This is a genomic window from Chroococcidiopsis cubana SAG 39.79, from assembly GCF_003991895.1.
GTDB lineage: Bacteria > Cyanobacteriota > Cyanobacteriia > Cyanobacteriales > Chroococcidiopsidaceae > Chroococcidiopsis > Chroococcidiopsis thermalis.
Genome location: NZ_RSCK01000021.1, coordinates 1 through 17123, shown reverse-complemented (window position 1 = coordinate 17123; position 17123 = coordinate 1). Strand labels below are relative to the sequence as shown.

Below are 17123 nucleotides of genomic sequence, written 5' to 3'. Positions count from 1 at the left end.
GTAAAATCATGTCAATTTTTTGATTGATTAGTCAATCAATGCTATTTTGAAAATAGAGTTTCAATATTTTGACTTTTGACTTTTAACTTTTGACTTACTTAGGACGGAACAATGCCCCCACGCGACGATCGCGATTTTGAGGATAAGCGACAGCAAATTATTGATGGTGCTTTACAAGTTTTTGCTAGCAAAGGCTTTGAGAAAGCAACTAATAAAGATATTGCTGCTGCATCCGGTATTGGTTCCCCTGGGTTGATTTATCACTATTTCAAGGATAAAAGCGATCTGTTTGAGCAAGTTATCGAACAACGCTTACCTTTACTGCAACTACTGAGCCATAGCGATGAGTTAATGACCAAACCAATAGAGGATGTGTTAACTCTGTTCGGTCATGCTTTTCTCAGAATGGCTGAAAATCCTACATCGCTGGCTCTATTCAAACTCATCATGGGAGAAGCAATTCGGCAGCCGCACGTTGCAGAAATAGTAAATCGAATTGGTCCTAGTCGTTCGGTGGCTTTCTTGTCTGGTTATTTAGAACAACAGATGGCTGCTGGCGTACTCAAACCGATGAATCCAAACGCAGCAGCACGCTGTTTCGCTGGTTCTTTTGTGGCATATTTACTAATGCGGGAGGTCTTCATGCAACCCGACGCACAGCAGCTTAGTGCAGAAGTGATGGTAGAAACTGCGGTCAAAGTTTTCTTACAAGGGACATTAGTTGTTCCCATAGATGAGTAGGGATACGGGGTAGGAATAATTCACGCAATTCAGCTTTAGGACATTTTTTCGGGTCTTTTTGATTAACCAATCAATCAAAAATAAGTCCAATGATTTTGAAAATTTTAAGGAGTTTTTGAGATGACGAACGATATAACTCCCACATCGCCAACTGATGCTGTATCCCCGCAGCATGACATTTTAGACCGACAAACGACAACCTGCTGTATTGTGGGCAGTGGTCCGGCAGGAGCAGTATTGGCGCTGCTGTTGACACGTCAAGGTATACCTGTGATGCTGCTGGAAGCACACAAAGATTTCGATCGCGACTTTCGGGGTGATACCATTCACCCGTCTGTGATGGAGATCTTGGCAGAATTAGGCTTAGCAGATCGCTTGCTTGAGCTGCGCCACACCAAACTACGCCAGCTGAGTATTCGCACAGATGGGAAAACTTTCCCAATAGCTGATTTCAGTCACTTGAAAACACGCTATCAATACATCACGGTGATGCCCCAAGTAAAATTTTTGGAATTTATCACCGAGGAGGCAAAACAGTATCCCAACTTTCAACTCGTATTGGGCGCAAACGTACAAGAATTAATTGTGGCAGATGGAGGAGTCCGAGGCGTGCGCTATCGCGGACATGGCGGTTGGCATGAAGTCAGGGCGCAGCTTACAGTTGGTGCAGATGGTCGTCATTCCCGCCTACGTCAACTAGCTGGATTTCAGCCAATTGAGACCTCGCCACCTATGGACGTGCTGTGGTTTCGTCTTCCGCGCCGACCGGATGAACCAGAAGGGTTGAATGGTCGTATCGGTAGCGGTCATATTTTAGTAACGATCGATCGCGATGATTCCTGGCAGATTGCCTATGTCATTCCTAAAGGTGGCTACCAAGATTTGCGGGCGGCGGGATTGGAGGCGTTGAGAAAGTCTATTGTTGAGGTAGTGCCGGAATTTAGCGATCGCGTGGAATTACTCAAAGAGTGGTCGCAAGTAGCATTTCTCTCGGTTGAGTCGAACCGCCTACCGCAATGGTATAGTTCTGGCTTACTATTAATTGGTGACGCTGCTCATGTCATGTCACCCGTTGGTGGAGTAGGGATCAACTATGCGATTCAAGATGCCGTAGTCGCGGCAAACCTGCTGAGCGAACCACTAAGAACTGGTAGATTGCAGCTACAGGACTTAGCCAAAGTTCAGCGTCGTCGTGAGTTACCCACGCGATGTATCCAAGTGTTTCAGTCTTTAATCCAAAAGCAAATTCTTGCTAAAGCCCTCAATCCAGGGCAAAAGTTCCAAGTGCCAAGTTTGTTACGGCTGTCTATTCTACGTGACTTGCTAGCGCGGTTCATTGCCTTTGGGTTAGTACCCGTGCATGTAAAAACTTAACTTTTCTTATTCTTGCCCTAGAGCTAGCGCAGATTGAGTAATTTTTCAATCTTTACCACTATATGTAAATCGCGTATAGTCTTAATCTATTGCCTTGAACATCCAGGGCTTTTTCTTCAGCAAAACCTTTTTTTATCACGACTCTACTATGGTGCGAGAGCTACAGCGCTTAACCCAAACCACCCAGTTTCCCGAAACTGCCCCAGCTGCAAATCCAGTCTTCTTCAGAACGTATAGTCGGCGGATAGGAGGTGGGCGCGAGACTTGGGAACAAGTATGCGATCGCACCCTGCGCGGGCTAGTGGAATTGGGTAAACTCACCCCAGCAGAAGCCGCTATTCTCGAAAAAATGCAAAAGGAGATGAAATCTCTCCCAAGCGGACGCTGGCTGTGGGTAGGAGGTACGGAATGGATTTCTCGCCCAGAAAACTTTTCTGGCGCTTATAACTGTACTTCTACCAACGTGGTAGACTGGCGGGCTTTTGGCTTGATGATGGACTTAGCAATGATGGGCTGCGGTACGGGTGCAATCCTCGAACCCCAGTACATTAACCAATTGCCTGTAATTCGCAACCGCCTCCACGTCACTGTAGAAGGAGAAATTGGCACAAATCCCGCTTCAGAACGGAGAGAAGAGACAGAAGTACAAATCGAAGGGAATATCGTCAATATTCTTGTGGGTGATAGCCGTCGAGGTTGGGTTAAGTCCTATCAAACTTTGTTAGAACTATCAACTAACGATGCCTTTTCGGGTATCGTACATGTTAGCGTCAATTTAAGTAACATCCGTCCCGCAGGGGAAATTTTAAAAGGCTTTGGCGGCGTTGCTAACCCGATTAAATTGCCAGAATTGTATCAACGCTGTGCGGCAATTTTAAATAAAGCTGTAGGCAGAAAACTGAATTCAGTTGAGTGTTGTTTATTAATAGATGAAGCTGCTGTTGTAGTTGTCGCAGGCAATGTTCGCCGCTGTTTACCTGAAGATGCTTTAGTACATACATCAAAAGGACTTATACCAATTCGAGATATCCAAATTGGAGATTTGGTACAAACTCCACTTGGTTTTCGACATGTGATTGATAAATTTGACCAAGGCGTTCAAGAAGTCTACGAAATTGAGACAAATGGTACTTTTCCCCGCGCTACTTTAAATCATCGTATTGCCGTTTTAGCTGATGCTAAAGGTAAGATTAATTGGCAGCGAATTGGAGATTTAGTAGAAGGCGATCGCCTCATGCACAATGCTCAGGTTCTTCCTGGTACTGTGACTCAATTGCCACGAGATTTTACTACAAAACGACCGATTCAAAGTAGAAATGCTAGCCCAATTAGTATCCCCGAACTAACTCCTGACGTGGCATGGCTAATTGGTCTGACTCATGGTGATGGATATGTTAGTTTAGGTAGAAATAAGCATGGAAAACCTTATGGAGCAATTTCTTGGGCTTGTAGCAGCTTAGATGAAAAACTCGCTGCCAAAATTCACGATAAGATCGATCGCGCTCTAGCTTTATTTGGACTCAAGGTAACGCATGTACTGCTCTCAAATGAAAATACACTGCGATCGCGTGTCACTTCTATTCGCTTAGCTGAATATTTCCATAAATACATCAAACAACCGAATAAAGCGATAGAAATTCCTGATTTTATTTTGCAAGGTTCGGTTGACATCAGAGCTGCTTATCTAGCAGGTTTAATGGACAGTGATGGTGCAATTAATAATAGACCACCTCATTTAGTGACAACAGTTTATCGCTCATTTGCTAGACAAGTAGCTGCTGTTCTTTCCAGTTTGGGAATTGCTGGAAGAGTAAAGCTAACTCGTCCGCAAATAGAAAATTGGCAAGTAAAATACAATGTCACAATACCTGCTTTAAAAAATCAATATAATGCCTTAATTGCACTGCATTCAGTCAAAGGTGAATTACGCCAAGGACTGAAGATGTATGGATTTACTATACCTGGTTCGCTAATGCGTGAGGTATATAGCTATAGTGAGATGCGAGGCATGGGATTTCAAGGTTCTCGCGATGTGGATGCTAATTACGAACGCTACGTTGCTGAATCAGATATTTGTCTCGATATTCCAGTTACAGTAAATGCTTTGGGAAGCTACAACTGCGTGCAAACCTACGATATCGAAGTAGAAGAAGCTCACTGTTTTTATTGTGATGGCTACCTAACTCACAATAGTGCAGGGATGCGCCAAGGTACTAGCAATGATGAATTATTTGCTAATGCTAAAAATAACCTTTGGCAACAAGATGAAAATGGTAATTGGCGGATCGATCCCGAACGCGATGCGTTGAGAATGGCAAATCATACCCGCGTATTTCATCAAAAACCAACTTTAGAAGAATGTATTAACGCCGTTCGTAGTCAATATTATTCTGGTGAAGGAGCGATTCAATATGCGCCAGAAGCGATCGCCCGTAGTAATGCAGATATTTTGACTAGCCAAGAGCTAAAACAAGAATTTATCAAAACATACACAAACTCAAAAGAACAAGCTCAAAATTGGTTGCGCGATCGCCATCCTGAAATAATAGCTTCAGAACTAGAACATAGGCTTTCAAGATATGGTTTGAATCCATGCGGCGAGATCCACGGTGCTGATTTCCACTGCAACTTATCGGAAGTTCATTTAAATCAAATCGAACCCAAAAATGACAAAGAACAAGAAGAAGCTTTTACCGCAGGAGCCTTATCTGTCGCTTCTTTGTTGAACCACAAATTTCTCGAACCCCGCTATCAATTCAGTCGGGAATTAGACCCAATTGTGGGTGTTTCTTTCACGGGACTATTCGATTTCTTCGTCCGCGCTTTTGGCGTAGATTGGTTGCGGTGGTGGGAACAAGGAAGACCGGCAGAATTCGGAATTGAGAATTTAGGTGAGTATTTTAGAACCAAAGAACGGGAGTATCTCAGCCGTTGGCGCGATATCGTGTTTCGCGTTGTATGGGAGTATTGCGATCGCCATCACATTAAACGCCCTAATCGTTGTACCACAGTCCAACCTAGCGGGACTAAATCTTTACTGACTGGCGCGTCTCCTGGCTGGCATCCCCCTAAAGCCCAACGTTTTATTCGTCGGATTACCTTCCGCAAAAACGATCCAGTGGCACTAGCTTGCATTGATTATGGTTATGCTGTCATTCCTTCCCAATCGGACAAAGACGAAAATGGCAATTTGTTGAACGATCCCTTCGATCCTCGTTGTATGGAGTGGTTGGTAGAAATTCCTGTCGCCGTGCCTTGGGCAGATTTACCTGGTGCTGATGAAATTGAAATTAGCAAATTTAGCGCTCCAGCCCAGATGGATTTCTACATGCAAGTGCAGAAATACTATGTCACTCATAATACGTCCGCAACAATTGAGTTACGAGAAAACGAGGTAGAAGCATTAGGGACGCGGATTTATGAAGCCATTCAAAACGATGAAGGCTATATTAGTGCTGCCTTACTAGCTAGATTTGACGACTTACAAACTTTTCCCCGCTTGCCATTTGAACCGATAACCAAGGCTAAGTACGAAGAATTAATGCAACAAGTGCATTCCCGACGGCAAGTGCATGATTTTTATACTGCCCTCAGCCGCTATGATGCTCAAGAGTTAGATGAAGCAGGTCCAGCAGGGTGCGATTCAGATAAATGCCTCTTTCCTCAAGTAGAAGGTAAGTAGGGATTGGTAATTGGTAGTTGGTAGTTGATGGTTAACGGTAAACGCTGCGCTACACTACTCCTGCAGAGAAGCAAGCTACGTGAAGACAGTTGACAGTGAAGAAAGGGTGTAGAGTGTGGGGTGTAGGAAAATTTTGAATTTTGAATTTTCTTTCTCCCCCAACTCCACGACTCTCCCTCAGCTCTCTCAGCTCTCTTCTCCCCGACTCCCAATTCTATAAAGAGCTAGAATTTCAAACAGTACAGATGCAGCCACGCATAGAGGAAATTCAAATATGTTTGTAGACGAACTAGCACCTATTTTTAAGGAATTGGTACAGCACCCAGTTTCTTTTTTAGGAGGATTTGTCTCTGGGGTACTGCGCCTCAGCCTAGCTGACGATCCAGTCAAAAGTTGGCTCGATCGCCAGTCTGATTCTTCCAGCTACAATTCTTCCACATCTGGCGATCGCAACGGCAAAACTAGCGGTCCCCAAAGCATTTCTATCGACTAGAGGTAGAGAGTTACGTAGAGGCGCGATCTTTCGCGTCTCTACAGTAGACCTCCTGCGTGAATACTTGAATTGTCATCCACACGCGAAGCGAAACATCTGGGAGATTCTTCACTACACTGCGTTGCGTACCCTTCGGGAAGGCTTCGCCAACAGAATGACATCCATGATTTTTTGATTCATGCAGGAGGTCTAGTGGTGATTGTTAACTGTTAACAGTTAACAGATTAAATGATAACTATCAGAAATTTTTTAGGCAGTATTTGTAATACAGAAGACCTTTGATAAACAAACCATACGATATGATATGCGTAAGTGTGAGTTCAGTCCTGTAACTGGTTAAATTTGAGAAGCTGCTACCGACTGGGGTTGTCTATCTTGAAAGCTAGATTACTGATAAATTTGAAATCTGGTGTTTGCCGAAACTGCAAATTTTTAGGTTCGATTTCCCGACTGAACTTGACTCTCTGTTCAGACTTACGCGACCGATTATGACTATCTACGTTGGAAACCTTTCTTACCGCGCTACGGAAGAAGACCTGAGAACTGTATTCGCAGAGTATGGCGCGATCAAGCGCATTGTCCTACCGATGGATCGGGAAACTGGCAGAATGCGCGGATTTGCTTTCGTTGACATGGACGAGGATGCCCAAGAAGAATCAGCGATTGCTGAATTAGATGGTGCAGAATGGATGGGAAGACAGCTGCGAGTCAATAAAGCTAAACCCCGCGAAGAAAATGGCGGTGGCGGCGGTGGATATCGGCGTAACGGAGCCGGAGTGAGGGCAAGATTTGGTCAGGAGTAGTGACAATCACCCCGCTCTGTAGGAAACTACTCGGAACAAGATTAATAGTTTAAATCTGAATTTGGGTCAACCCTTTCACTGACCAGTTAAGTGTCTGACACTGATAATTGCTGGTCGGTGCTTTGTCGATCGCAATTGGCTCGATCTAATTCTTGTCATCAGTTCAACGCATGTTGTCAATCGCTCTTGGCAAGAACTAGACTGATGGCTTGACGGCATTGTTTGAAAATAAGACTCTGAAGATCGAGCTGCGATCGCAGTATTTCGTAATCGCTCAGCAACACGATTGTGGCGATCGCGCATGGCAAGGTGCAGTGATTTCTATAGTTTATCTAAAGTCAGATTCCACTATTAGATTCAGTTCCTAAGATAGTAGTGCAGGGTGCTGCCTTATTGGTAAATCTTGCAACATGCCCTCATCTACAGAGAGAGCGATCGTTATGGCTGAAGCTGTCCAACACTCAATAGATTACGAATCTGCACTCGGTCGGGATTGTACAACACTGTCTCGACACGTCCTACAACAGTTGCAAAGTTTTTCTGCTGATGCCCAAGATCTAAGCGCCTTAATGAGTCGCATTGCCCTCGCTGGCAAGTTAATCTCGCGTCACCTCAGTCGTGCGGGATTGATGGAAGGCGTACTGGGATTTACCGGAGACGTGAACGTACAGGGGGAATCAGTCAAAAAGTTGGATGTCTACGCCAACGATGTCTTTATCTCGGTTTTCAAGCAGAGTGGTTTAGTCTGTCGCTTGGCTTCCGAAGAAATGGAAAAGCCATATTACATTCCTGAAAACTGTCCGATTGGTCGTTATACCTTGCTTTACGACCCAATCGATGGTTCATCCAATACAGATATTAATATGAGTCTGGGATCGATCTTCGCCATCCGACAGCAGGAAGGCAACGATCTAGATGGAGAGGCAAAAGACTTACTGCAATTGGGAAGCAAACAAATTGCGGCAGGATATATCCTCTACGGTCCTAGCACCATCTTGGTGTATTCCATCGGCAAGGGCGTACATTCTTTTACCCTCGATCCCAGCCTCGGAGAATTCATACTTTCAGAAGAAAATATTCAACTGCCGCAACACGGTTCGGTCTACAGCGTCAACGAAGGCAACTTCTGGCAATGGGACGAATCGATCCGAGAATACATTCGTTACGTCCACCGCACAGAAGGCTATACCGCACGCTACAGTGGAGCTATGGTAGGTGACATTCATCGGATTTTAGTGCAAGGTGGCGTGTTCCTTTACCCTGGCACGGTGAAAAAACCAGAAGGTAAAATTCGCCTACTGTATGAATCTGCTCCCTTAGCATTTTTGGTCGAGCAAGCAGGAGGCAGAGCAATTACGGGAACCCAAGACATCATGGATGTCGTGCCAGAAAAACTGCATCAACGCACTCCGTTGATTATTGGTAGTAAAGATGACGTGGCATTAGTTGAGTCCTTTATTCAGCGACACGCCCAAGCCCAAGAGGAAAAGAATATTCGGGCGCAGGCACGCATACCACAATGAGAGGGATGAGGAGTTAGGGGCTAGGGGTTAGGGAAAGGACAAGGAAGACAAGGGAGACAAGGAGACATTCCAGCCACCCATCACCCGCTCTCTTATCTCTCGCTCCTCGCTCCTCGCTCCCCATCTAGCAAACCAATGAAGAGTTGAGAAATACAAATATTATGGCAACAAATCATTTACTAGAGATCAAAGAATACGGTCAAAGCATTTGGATGGATAATTTGACCCGTGACTTAGTTCAGTCTGGAGAGCTGAAGAATTTAGTTGAGAATCAAGGTATTTGCGGGATCACCTCTAACCCAGCGATTTTTGAAAAAGCGATCGCGGGTAATGCGATCTACGATGCTGACATCGAAGCAGGGATTCGGGCGGGATTGCCAACTTACAAAATTTATGAATCCCTAGTCTTTAAAGATATCCGCGATGCTTGCGATATCTTGCGTCCTGTATATGACGCTTCCGGCGGACTAGATGGATATGTCAGCATTGAAGTTCCTCCCACGATCGCCCACGATACCCAGGCGACAATTAATGAAGCCCGTCGTTACTATCAAGAGATCGGGCGGGATAACGTAATGATTAAGATTCCTGGGACTGATGCAGGTTTACCAGCGGTAGAACAGGTCATTTCTGAGGGGATTAATGTCAACGTAACGCTGTTGTTCTCAGTTCAAAGTTACATCGAAACAGCCTGGGCATATATTCGCGGTTTAGAAAAACGCGCGGCAGAAGGAAAGGATATTAGTAAGATTTCTTCTGTGGCTAGCTTCTTCCTGTCGCGGATCGATTCTAATATTGACGGGAAAATTGATGATGCCCTCAAAGCAGGCGTAGACCGGATTGAGAAAGAAGCAAAATTAAGAGCCGTGAAAGGGAAAGTCGCGATCGCCAACGCTAAGATTGCTTATCAAGAATACAAGAAAATTATTCAAAGCGATCGCTGGCAAGCATTAGCAGCCAAAGGCGCAAACGTTCAGAGATTGCTGTGGGCTAGCACCAGTACCAAAGACCCTAACTACAGCGATGTCATGTACGTTGACGAATTGATCGGTCCTGAAACAGTCAATACATTACCACCCAATACGATTGATGCGTGTGCCGACCACTGCGACGTAGCAAATCGCGTCGAGTCAAATGTCGAGGAAGCATACAAGTTAATTGAAAACTTAAAAGATCCAGATGTGGCGATCGATATCGACCAAGTGATGGACGAATTACTCGTGGAAGGGATCGACAAATTCATTAAACCCTTTGAATCGCTGATGCAGTCTTTGGAAGAGAAGGTTGCTAAGCTGTCACCTGTATAGGAGGAGCGAGGAGCGAGGAGATAGGGAGTCAATTGAATTCGCAATTCATAATTAAATTCTTTCGACGCTCCCTCAGCTTCCTCAACTTCCTCAGCTCTCTTCTTCCCCTTACCCCTTACCCCTTAACCCTCATATGGTCACGTTGCTAGAAAATCCCTTACGAGTGGGGCTGCAACAACAGAGAGTTCCCGAACCGCAAATCTTAGTCATTTTTGGTGCGTCGGGAGATCTGACTCAGCGCAAACTCGTTCCAGCACTCTACAAACTCAGACGGGAACGCCGCCTACCACCCGAATTTACAATTGTAGGCGTAGCACGCAGAGAATGGAGTCACGATTACTTCCGCGAACAAATGCGGGAGGGGATCGAGCAGTTTTCTGACGGTATTGGTTCGGAAGACCTATGGCAAGAGTTTTCTCAGGGTATATTTTATTGCCCCGGAGATATTGACAATCCCGAAAGCTATCAAAAGCTAAAAAACTTTTTGGCAGAGTTAGATGAAAAGCGGGGAACCAGAGGCAACCGCGTATTTTACTTATCCGTATCGCCCAAATTTTTTGCAGAAGCCATCCAGCAGTTGGGCAAAGCAGAAATGCTCAAAGATCCGCTCAAAACCCGTTTGATGATTGAAAAGCCTTTCGGTCGGGATTTGGGAACGGCGCGATCGCTCAACCGCGTCGTGCAGCAAGTTTGTAAAGAAGAACAAGTCTACCGGATCGACCACTATTTGGGCAAAGAAACAGTCCAAAATTTGCTGGTATTTCGCTTTGGGAATGCCATCTTTGAACCATTGTGGAACCGTCAGTTTGTCGATCACGTCCAAATTACAGTTGCCGAGACAGTCGGGGTAGAAGACAGAGCGGGATATTATGAAAGCTCTGGAGCATTGCGGGATATGTTGCAAAACCACTTGATGCAACTGTTTGCCTTCACAGCAATGGAAGCACCTAATTCCCTAGATGCCGATTCAATCCGTACGGAGAAAATGAAGGCGATTCAAGCGACTCGCCTAGCAGATATTCAGAATTTGGAACGTGCGGCAGTACGAGGACAATATAGTGCGGGGTGGATGAAAGGCAAGCGCGTCCCTGGTTATCGAGAAGAACCAGGGGTGAATCCCCAGTCTACAACTCCTACGTTTGTTGCCATGAAGTTTTTGATCGACAACTGGCGTTGGAAGGGAGTGCCTTTTTATCTGCGGACGGGTAAGCGCTTGCCCAAAAAAGTCTCGGAGATTTCAATTCATTTCCGCGAAGTGCCGAATTTGTTATTTCAGTCGGCAGCACAGCAGATGAACGCTAATATCTTGGCGCTGCGAATTCAACCAAACGAGGGAATCTCGTTGCGTTTTGAAGTAAAAATGCCAGGGGGAACTTTACGAACTCGTTCTGTAGATATGGACTTTACCTATGGTTCCTTTGGCTTACAAGCAACTTCCGACGCATACGATCGCCTCTTACTCGATTGCATGATGGGCGACCAAACGCTATTCACTAGAGCCGACGAAGTAGAAGCTGCATGGCAATTAGTGACTCCAGCCCTCTCAGTTTGGGATTCGCCCACCGATCCCGCGACAATTCCGCAATACGAAGCAGGGACATGGGAACCAACCGAGGCGGAATTACTGATCGATCGAGATGGTCGTCGCTGGCGTAGGTTGTAAGTAGCAATGAACCGATCGGCACTCAATCTGTATACAGGCTATCTGTTACAAATACCAATTTACGGGAATGATGGTAAAGGTGGCGATCGCTCTATTGCTAATAGCTAGTTTCATCCTTCATCCTTCATCTTTCATCCTGTCCTATGGTGACTCAATCTGCTCCAATTTTCTCACTTCAGGCTCCCAAGGATATCTCAGTTAGCGAGATTGAAGCCGAACTCAATCAGATTTGGCAAAGTTATGGCGTGGCTGGTGAGGATGGGGGACTGCCCGCCGCCACTCGCGCCAAAACCTTTACTTTGATCGTTTACGAACCAGAAGAAACTCAACAATTGCTGGCAGCTTTGGGATATTACAGCGGTCCAATCGACGGCATCCCAGGACCACGCACCGCCTCCGCAATTCGCGAAGCCCAAAAAGTATTTGGACTAGAAAAAACGGGGAAATCTAGCCCAGAGTTACTCATAAAACTTAGAGAAGAACAAAGCAAACGCCGTGGTGTAGTAGATAGCAGCGCAGCAACGACAGCTTACGCAATGGATACCCGCAGTCCCGCTGTTGCTGATGCGATCGCCAGCCGCAATCCTTGCCGAATTATTGCTTTATGTCCAGTCACCGGAGAAGACGAGGGCGTAAAGGCACAAGTTTCGGCATACTGCCCGATCCAAAAGCAGTCCGCTACAACTTTGATCTGTTGCGAATACATCACCCTGACGGGAACGGTTGAAGCCCTCGAAAGAGTGGTAGGCATGGTTCCAGATTTATTAATTGGTGGCTTGCCGAAGTTTCTCTGGTGGAAAGCTACTCCAGAACCCGATCACCCGATCTTCAAGCGTTTGGTAGCCTCTTGCAACTCTGTCATCTTCGACTCCAACAGTTTTACACAAGTTGAAACCAATCTCATCCGGCTGCAAGAATTGATCGATGCAGGCATGACAATTTTCGATGTCAACTGGAGTCGGCTAGCTGCTTGGCAAGAGTTGACGGCAGAAGCTTTCGATCCACCCCAGCGCCGCGCTGCATTAGGGGAAGTCGATCGCGTCACTATAGACTATGAAAAAGGCAATTCTGCCCAAGCCTTGATGTTTTTAGGCTGGTTGGCAAGTCGATTGAACTGGCGACCGACTAAAGTGACTACAGAAACGGGAGACTACGACATTAAACGCTTTTACTTCATGGCAGAAGGCGATCGCGAAGTCGAAGCAGAAATTGCTGGCGTTCCAACTGCTAGCGACGGTGACGTAGCTGGAGATTTGATTGCTTTACGCTTAACCTCTACGAATCCAGCTGCCAACTGTTCTACCGTTTTGTGTTCCGAAACCTCTGGCTGTATGCGGATGGAGGCACACGGCGGCGCTCAAGCTGGAATCGTCAACCAAGTGACATCCCTTGCCGATCAAAGTGCTGAAGAGTTGCTCTCGCAGCAACTACAACGCTGGGGACGAGACGTACTATTTGAAGAAAGTCTGGCAGTGACAGTACAGATGTTGAGAATGGGTAATGGGTAATGGGTAATGGGTAATGGGTAATGGGTAATGAGAAGACGTAGGGGCGGGTTTTGACCAAAAATTTTCACTTAAGGTTGTCAACCTATTTGCGCGCACCCGCCCGTACAAAAGTCAAAATGAATGCTTTTGAAAGTTCAATTACCAACTACCAATTACCAATTACCAACTACTAAGTTATGTCTTTAATTATTGCTGGAGAACGCAGTGGGGTAGGCAAAACAACCGTGACGCTTGCCCTACTATCTTTTTTATGTCGGTGGCAAAAATTATCCGTCCAGTCTTTTAAGGTAGGACCAGATTATATCGACCCGATGTTTCACCAGTACGTCACCGGATCTTCCTGCCGCAACCTAGACCCCGTACTGACTTCCGAAACTTACGTCCAGCAATGTTTTATCCATCATACCCAACAGTCTGAGTATGCACTAGTAGAGGGAGTGATGGGACTGTTTGATGGAATTGGTAATATCAAAAGTCAAAAGTTAAAAGTCAAAAGTCAAAATTACCAACTACCAACTACCAACTACCAACTACCAATTAATTTTGCCAGTACCGCTCACATCGCCCGAATACTCAATCTACCTGTAGTACTGGTTATAGATTGCAGTCGCCTGTCTGGTTCGGTTGCGGCGATCGCCCACGGTTATCGTTCCTTCGATCCCCATGTAAAAATAGTCGGATTCGTACTGAATCGAGTTGGAAGCGATCGCCACTTACAATTATTACAAGATGCCCTTGTACCTCTAGACTTACCAATTCTCGGTGTTTTACGCCGCCACGATAATATTACTATTCCCGATCGCCATCTCGGTCTAGTCCCCACCGCTGAACTTCCCCAACTAGATTTCGTTATCGAGCAATTAGCAACCTTAGCCCAAACCTGTTTTGATTGGGACAAATTAATGCCTTTGATACAAGGGAGCAGGGAGCAGGGAGTAGGGAGCAGGGGGGACAAGGGAGACAAGGGGGACAAGAGGGACAAGGGGGACAAGGGGGACAAGGGGGACAAGGGGGACAAGGGGGACAAGGGGGACAAGGAAGAAGGATTTTACCAACTACCAATTCGCAATTACCAATTACCAAATCACCAATTCCGAATTCCGAATTCCGAATTCCGAATTCGACTTGCCATTGCGCGCGATCGCGCTTTTAATTTCTATTACCAAGACAATTTGGATTTATTGCAACAATTAGGGGCAGAACTTGTATTTTGGAGTCCCTTAACCGATCCTGAATTACCAAAAGATGTTTGTGGGATGTATTTTGGTGGTGGATTTCCTGAAGTTTTCGCCCAAGAATTAGCAGCAAATAGAGGAGCGATTGCTTCAGTAAAAACAACTATATTGACAGGAATGCCTACATATGCTGAGTGTGGGGGATTAATGTATTTATGCGATAAAATTATTGATTTTGATGGTAATTCTTGGACAATGGTAGGCGCTATTCCCACCGCTACTACAATGAGTTCTCGCCTTACTCTAGGATATCGCCACTGCGTTGCGCTTCAAGATAGTCCCTTGTTACAAACAAACGATACAGTCTGGGGACATGAATTTCATCGTTCTGCTTCAGAATTACCAATCCAACCCCTATTTCAAACCCAAGGATTCAGCACTTCCCCAACTCCCGAAGGCTGGCGACTCCCCAACCTACACGCCTCTTACATCCACCTCCATTTTGGTACGCGCCCTGACATTCCCGCCCGATTTTTACAACACTGTGGTTCTTGGAGAGATTCAAGGGTATTGAGTTAATTCCGAATTCCGAATTCCGAATTCCGAATTCCGCTATTCTCCTCAATCGCCCGACAACACTCATCAACCCCAGCCCGTTGCTGCATCATACCAACCAAAGCTTCATAAGCCGACCAATTTGTCTGCAATAAAGTCCGTGCTTGTAAAACCGCCCAGCGTTGCTTTTGCTCTACAGCATTAGCCGTATATCCTAAAGGAGTCAAAACCATTCCTAACTTCTGGCGATCGTCTGCTCCCCCTTCGGTGTTACTGTAAACTAAATCTTCTGCGGCTAGACCTGCCATCCAAACGGTACAATAACGGTCTAGCATCTGAGCTGTCAGCATACCCCGATCTAACTGCGCTGCTAACTCTCGATCTTCAAAACTGACACCACCTAAACCTGGTTGTTTCTGCTTCAAAGCCTCCCACGCGCTGAGAGTATAACCAGTAATCGGGATATTTAATAAATGCGCTACCAAAAAATGTCCCGCTTCGTGGCGAACAATGCGATCGCGGTGTTGGGGTGAAAAACTCGCCAGCCAGTCTAAAACTAAATTACCACCTTTGCCTTGAAAACTGAAGCTATCTAATGTTGCAACTGCCAAAACGCTGAATGTAGCAAGCGCTGGAATCACTGGTGAAAAATGCAACAAAGGACTTAGCAGTGTTGAAAGCGTCATCGCGAAGATGGAAATAGCAACTAAGTTTAGGGCAGTCTGGTTCATGCTTAAGATAAATATAACTACAGTTATTTCTCTTATTATCTCGCGAATGGAGATTGAAAAATGAACGGTAGCCTAACTGTACGTGCATTGAAGCTTGATGATGCCGAATTCGAGCAAGTCGTTCGAGCTAACCCAGAGTGGAATTTTGAACAAACAGCAGCAGGAGATTTAGTTATAGTGCCACCTACTGGAGGAACATCAGGAAAGAAAAATTTAAGTCTATCTAGGCAATTTGGCAATTGGGTGGAAGAGAACTTAGATAAAGGTGAAGGATTTGATTCTTCAACTCTGTTTATTTTACCTAATGGCGCTAAACGCTCACCCGATGCAAGTTGGGTACAGCGAGAACGCTGGGATGCTTTAACTCAACAGCAACAGGACGGTTATGTACCCCTGTGTCCAGATTTTGTAGTAGAGTTGCGTTCTCCTACCGATCGCCTTGAACAACTACAAGCCAAGATGCGAGAATATATGGATAATGGAGCGCGTTTGGGTTGGCTGATTAATCCTCAAGATCGTCAAGTAGAAATATATCGTCAAGGGCAACAAGTAGAAACTTTACAAAATCCTTTTACTTTGTCTGGCGAGGATGTATTGCCAGGTTTTACGCTCAATTTACGGCGAATTTTTACTTAGAGGACTTTAACATGAATCAGTCATTAAAGTTTCCCGATCTGGAAAAAGTCAAGCAAAGAGCTGCTAGGATGCGTGAAATCTGCTTAATGTTTGACGCTCAAATTATGTTACTTGACGAGCTAATTGCCCAAGTTGAGGCAGAAAATCGAAATAACCCAATCAATGTTTACCGTCGCGGGAAGGGAAATATTTTGTTAGAGGAGCTTTTACAAAAACAGATAGAAGAAAAGGATAGTAAATAAGAGCGATCGCATTCTTACTTTTAATAAGCACGCGATCGCATTTAGGATAGAATGAGGCATTTCTACCCAACACATTGACTTAGAATAGCATCAATCTCATTCTGTAGCTGCTCAAGTTTTCTACGTTGTTGAGAGATAAATGCTTTTTCAGCTTCGCGTTGTTCCAGTGTTTCCTTGTGTACTTTATTTTGTTGCTCTAAAATATTTTCATGACTTGAAATTAGCTGCTCAATTACTTGCTCTGCCTGCTCAACTCTATTATAAAAAACTGAGGCAATGTTTTCTTCAATTTTATTGAATATTTCCTCTGCTGATTCATTAAACTTCTTAAATCCTAAATCGTAAACCTGCTGTTTGGCTTTATAATGAAGCTCCTCTTCACTTGGACCGCCAAAGATAAATGACCCAATTGCAGCAGCAGCTCCTCCAGCTAATAGTAGTGGAACAAGACCAATTCCAGTAAATGCTAACAATGCTCCTACTGTTAACCCACCAGCTCCAAGACCTCCCCCTAAACTGAAACCACCTTCTTCTTCACCATTTTGAAATCCCGAACTTGTGTTAAATTTATGTCCTTCCTCAGCGAAGAAACTTGAATTTAATTGTTCATTAATGGGACTTTAAAACTTTCTAAGCCCAAAGATAGCCTGACTTGGCTTTGTGAGCGGCAAATACGTTGATGTGGGTCAT

The 17123-nt window shown here is 45.1% G+C and carries 15 protein-coding genes; 12 read left to right on the top strand and 3 right to left on the bottom strand.

The annotated features are described in order from the left end of the window. Window positions 1–111: 111 nt before the first annotated feature. From DSM107010_RS14985 to DSM107010_RS14965, 5 genes are all read left to right on the top strand, one after another. Window positions 112–741 carry a TetR/AcrR family transcriptional regulator gene (locus tag DSM107010_RS14985; RefSeq protein ID WP_106168254.1) on the top strand — a complete coding sequence of 210 codons (630 nt, stop codon included), beginning with the start codon at window positions 112–114 and terminating at the stop codon, window positions 739–741. 120 nt (window positions 742–861) lie between these two features. Further along, window positions 862–2115, top strand: coding sequence for an FAD-dependent oxidoreductase (locus DSM107010_RS14980; RefSeq protein WP_015152858.1), 1254 nt, complete (start codon window positions 862–864; stop codon window positions 2113–2115). A gap of 148 nt (window positions 2116–2263) precedes the next feature. Continuing rightward, on the top strand, window positions 2264–5797 hold the full coding sequence (nrdJ, locus tag DSM107010_RS14975) for a ribonucleoside-triphosphate reductase, adenosylcobalamin-dependent (RefSeq protein ID WP_106168253.1): 3534 nt from the start codon (window positions 2264–2266) through the stop codon (window positions 5795–5797). Window positions 5798–6071: 274 nt separating this feature from the next. Continuing rightward, the gene (locus DSM107010_RS14970; protein ID WP_015152856.1) at window positions 6072–6290 is read left to right on the top strand and encodes a ssl0294 family protein; all 219 of its coding nucleotides are present in this window, start codon (window positions 6072–6074) and stop codon (window positions 6288–6290) included. A 488-nt stretch (window positions 6291–6778) separates the two neighbouring features. After that, the gene (locus DSM107010_RS14965) at window positions 6779–7093 is read left to right on the top strand and encodes an RNA recognition motif domain-containing protein (protein WP_015152855.1); all 315 of its coding nucleotides are present in this window, start codon (window positions 6779–6781) and stop codon (window positions 7091–7093) included. 176 nt (window positions 7094–7269) lie between these two features. Here DSM107010_RS14965 and DSM107010_RS42240 read toward each other — a convergent pair whose 3' ends face one another. Next, window positions 7270–7401 carry a hypothetical protein gene (locus tag DSM107010_RS42240; protein WP_258183913.1) on the bottom strand — a complete coding sequence of 44 codons (132 nt, stop codon included), beginning with the start codon at window positions 7399–7401 and terminating at the stop codon, window positions 7270–7272. A 132-nt stretch (window positions 7402–7533) separates the two neighbouring features. Between DSM107010_RS42240 and fbp the strand changes: the two genes are divergently transcribed. The 5 genes from fbp (at window position 7534) to DSM107010_RS14940 (ending at window position 14848) form a co-directional block, all read left to right on the top strand. Next, the gene (gene fbp, locus DSM107010_RS14960; protein WP_015152854.1) at window positions 7534–8616 is read left to right on the top strand and encodes a class 1 fructose-bisphosphatase; all 1083 of its coding nucleotides are present in this window, start codon (window positions 7534–7536) and stop codon (window positions 8614–8616) included. Between the two features lie 161 nt (window positions 8617–8777). Beyond that, window positions 8778–9923: a transaldolase gene (gene tal / locus DSM107010_RS14955; RefSeq protein WP_015152853.1), complete on the top strand. Its 1146-nt coding sequence runs from the start codon at window positions 8778–8780 to the stop codon at window positions 9921–9923. Between the two features lie 133 nt (window positions 9924–10056). Then, entirely contained in the window at window positions 10057–11586 is a 1530-nt protein-coding gene (zwf, locus tag DSM107010_RS14950; protein ID WP_015152852.1) for a glucose-6-phosphate dehydrogenase, read from the top strand. Window positions 11587–11729: 143 nt separating this feature from the next. After that, window positions 11730–13094: a glucose-6-phosphate dehydrogenase assembly protein OpcA gene (opcA, locus tag DSM107010_RS14945; protein WP_106170504.1), complete on the top strand. Its 1365-nt coding sequence runs from the start codon at window positions 11730–11732 to the stop codon at window positions 13092–13094. Window positions 13095–13270: 176 nt separating this feature from the next. Then, the gene (locus tag DSM107010_RS14940; RefSeq protein WP_127023276.1) at window positions 13271–14848 is read left to right on the top strand and encodes a cobyrinic acid a,c-diamide synthase CobB; all 1578 of its coding nucleotides are present in this window, start codon (window positions 13271–13273) and stop codon (window positions 14846–14848) included. On the opposite strand, the gene DSM107010_RS14935 is transcribed toward DSM107010_RS14940, so the two are convergent. Further along, entirely contained in the window at window positions 14845–15555 is a 711-nt protein-coding gene (locus DSM107010_RS14935) for an ATP-dependent Zn protease (RefSeq protein WP_106171404.1), read from the bottom strand. The genes DSM107010_RS14940 and DSM107010_RS14935 overlap by 4 nt on opposite strands. A 60-nt stretch (window positions 15556–15615) precedes the next feature. Between DSM107010_RS14935 and DSM107010_RS14930 the strand changes: the two genes are divergently transcribed. Then, window positions 15616–16191 carry a Uma2 family endonuclease gene (locus DSM107010_RS14930; RefSeq protein ID WP_015152848.1) on the top strand — a complete coding sequence of 192 codons (576 nt, stop codon included), beginning with the start codon at window positions 15616–15618 and terminating at the stop codon, window positions 16189–16191. Between the two features lie 11 nt (window positions 16192–16202). Further along, window positions 16203–16433, top strand: a complete 231-nt coding sequence (locus DSM107010_RS14925; protein WP_106171407.1) for a hypothetical protein — start codon at window positions 16203–16205, stop codon at window positions 16431–16433. Between the two features lie 62 nt (window positions 16434–16495). Here the strand turns inward: DSM107010_RS14925 and DSM107010_RS14920 are convergent, their stop codons facing one another. Next, complete coding sequence (locus DSM107010_RS14920) at window positions 16496–16906, bottom strand: hypothetical protein (protein WP_106171409.1); 411 nt, start codon at window positions 16904–16906, stop codon at window positions 16496–16498. Window positions 16907–17123: the final 217 nt, after the last annotated feature.

Excerpts from the sequence above, each read along its gene's own strand:
- DSM107010_RS14985 (WP_106168254.1), top strand. The coding sequence starts at position 112 with ATGCCCCCACGCGACGATCGCGATTTTGAGGATAAGCGACAGCAAATT.
- DSM107010_RS14980 (WP_015152858.1), top strand. The coding sequence starts at position 862 with ATGACGAACGATATAACTCCCACATCGCCAACTGATGCTGTATCCCCG.
- nrdJ (WP_106168253.1), top strand. The coding sequence starts at position 2,264 with ATGGTGCGAGAGCTACAGCGCTTAACCCAAACCACCCAGTTTCCCGAA.
- DSM107010_RS14970 (WP_015152856.1), top strand. The coding sequence starts at position 6,072 with ATGTTTGTAGACGAACTAGCACCTATTTTTAAGGAATTGGTACAGCAC.
- DSM107010_RS14965 (WP_015152855.1), top strand. The coding sequence starts at position 6,779 with ATGACTATCTACGTTGGAAACCTTTCTTACCGCGCTACGGAAGAAGAC.
- fbp (WP_015152854.1), top strand. The coding sequence starts at position 7,534 with ATGGCTGAAGCTGTCCAACACTCAATAGATTACGAATCTGCACTCGGT.
- tal (WP_015152853.1), top strand. The coding sequence starts at position 8,778 with ATGGCAACAAATCATTTACTAGAGATCAAAGAATACGGTCAAAGCATT.
- zwf (WP_015152852.1), top strand. The coding sequence starts at position 10,057 with ATGGTCACGTTGCTAGAAAATCCCTTACGAGTGGGGCTGCAACAACAG.
- opcA (WP_106170504.1), top strand. The coding sequence starts at position 11,730 with ATGGTGACTCAATCTGCTCCAATTTTCTCACTTCAGGCTCCCAAGGAT.
- DSM107010_RS14940 (WP_127023276.1), top strand. The coding sequence starts at position 13,271 with ATGTCTTTAATTATTGCTGGAGAACGCAGTGGGGTAGGCAAAACAACC.
- DSM107010_RS14935 (WP_106171404.1), bottom strand. The coding sequence starts at position 15,555 with ATGAACCAGACTGCCCTAAACTTAGTTGCTATTTCCATCTTCGCGATG.
- DSM107010_RS14930 (WP_015152848.1), top strand. The coding sequence starts at position 15,616 with ATGAACGGTAGCCTAACTGTACGTGCATTGAAGCTTGATGATGCCGAA.
- DSM107010_RS14925 (WP_106171407.1), top strand. The coding sequence starts at position 16,203 with ATGAATCAGTCATTAAAGTTTCCCGATCTGGAAAAAGTCAAGCAAAGA.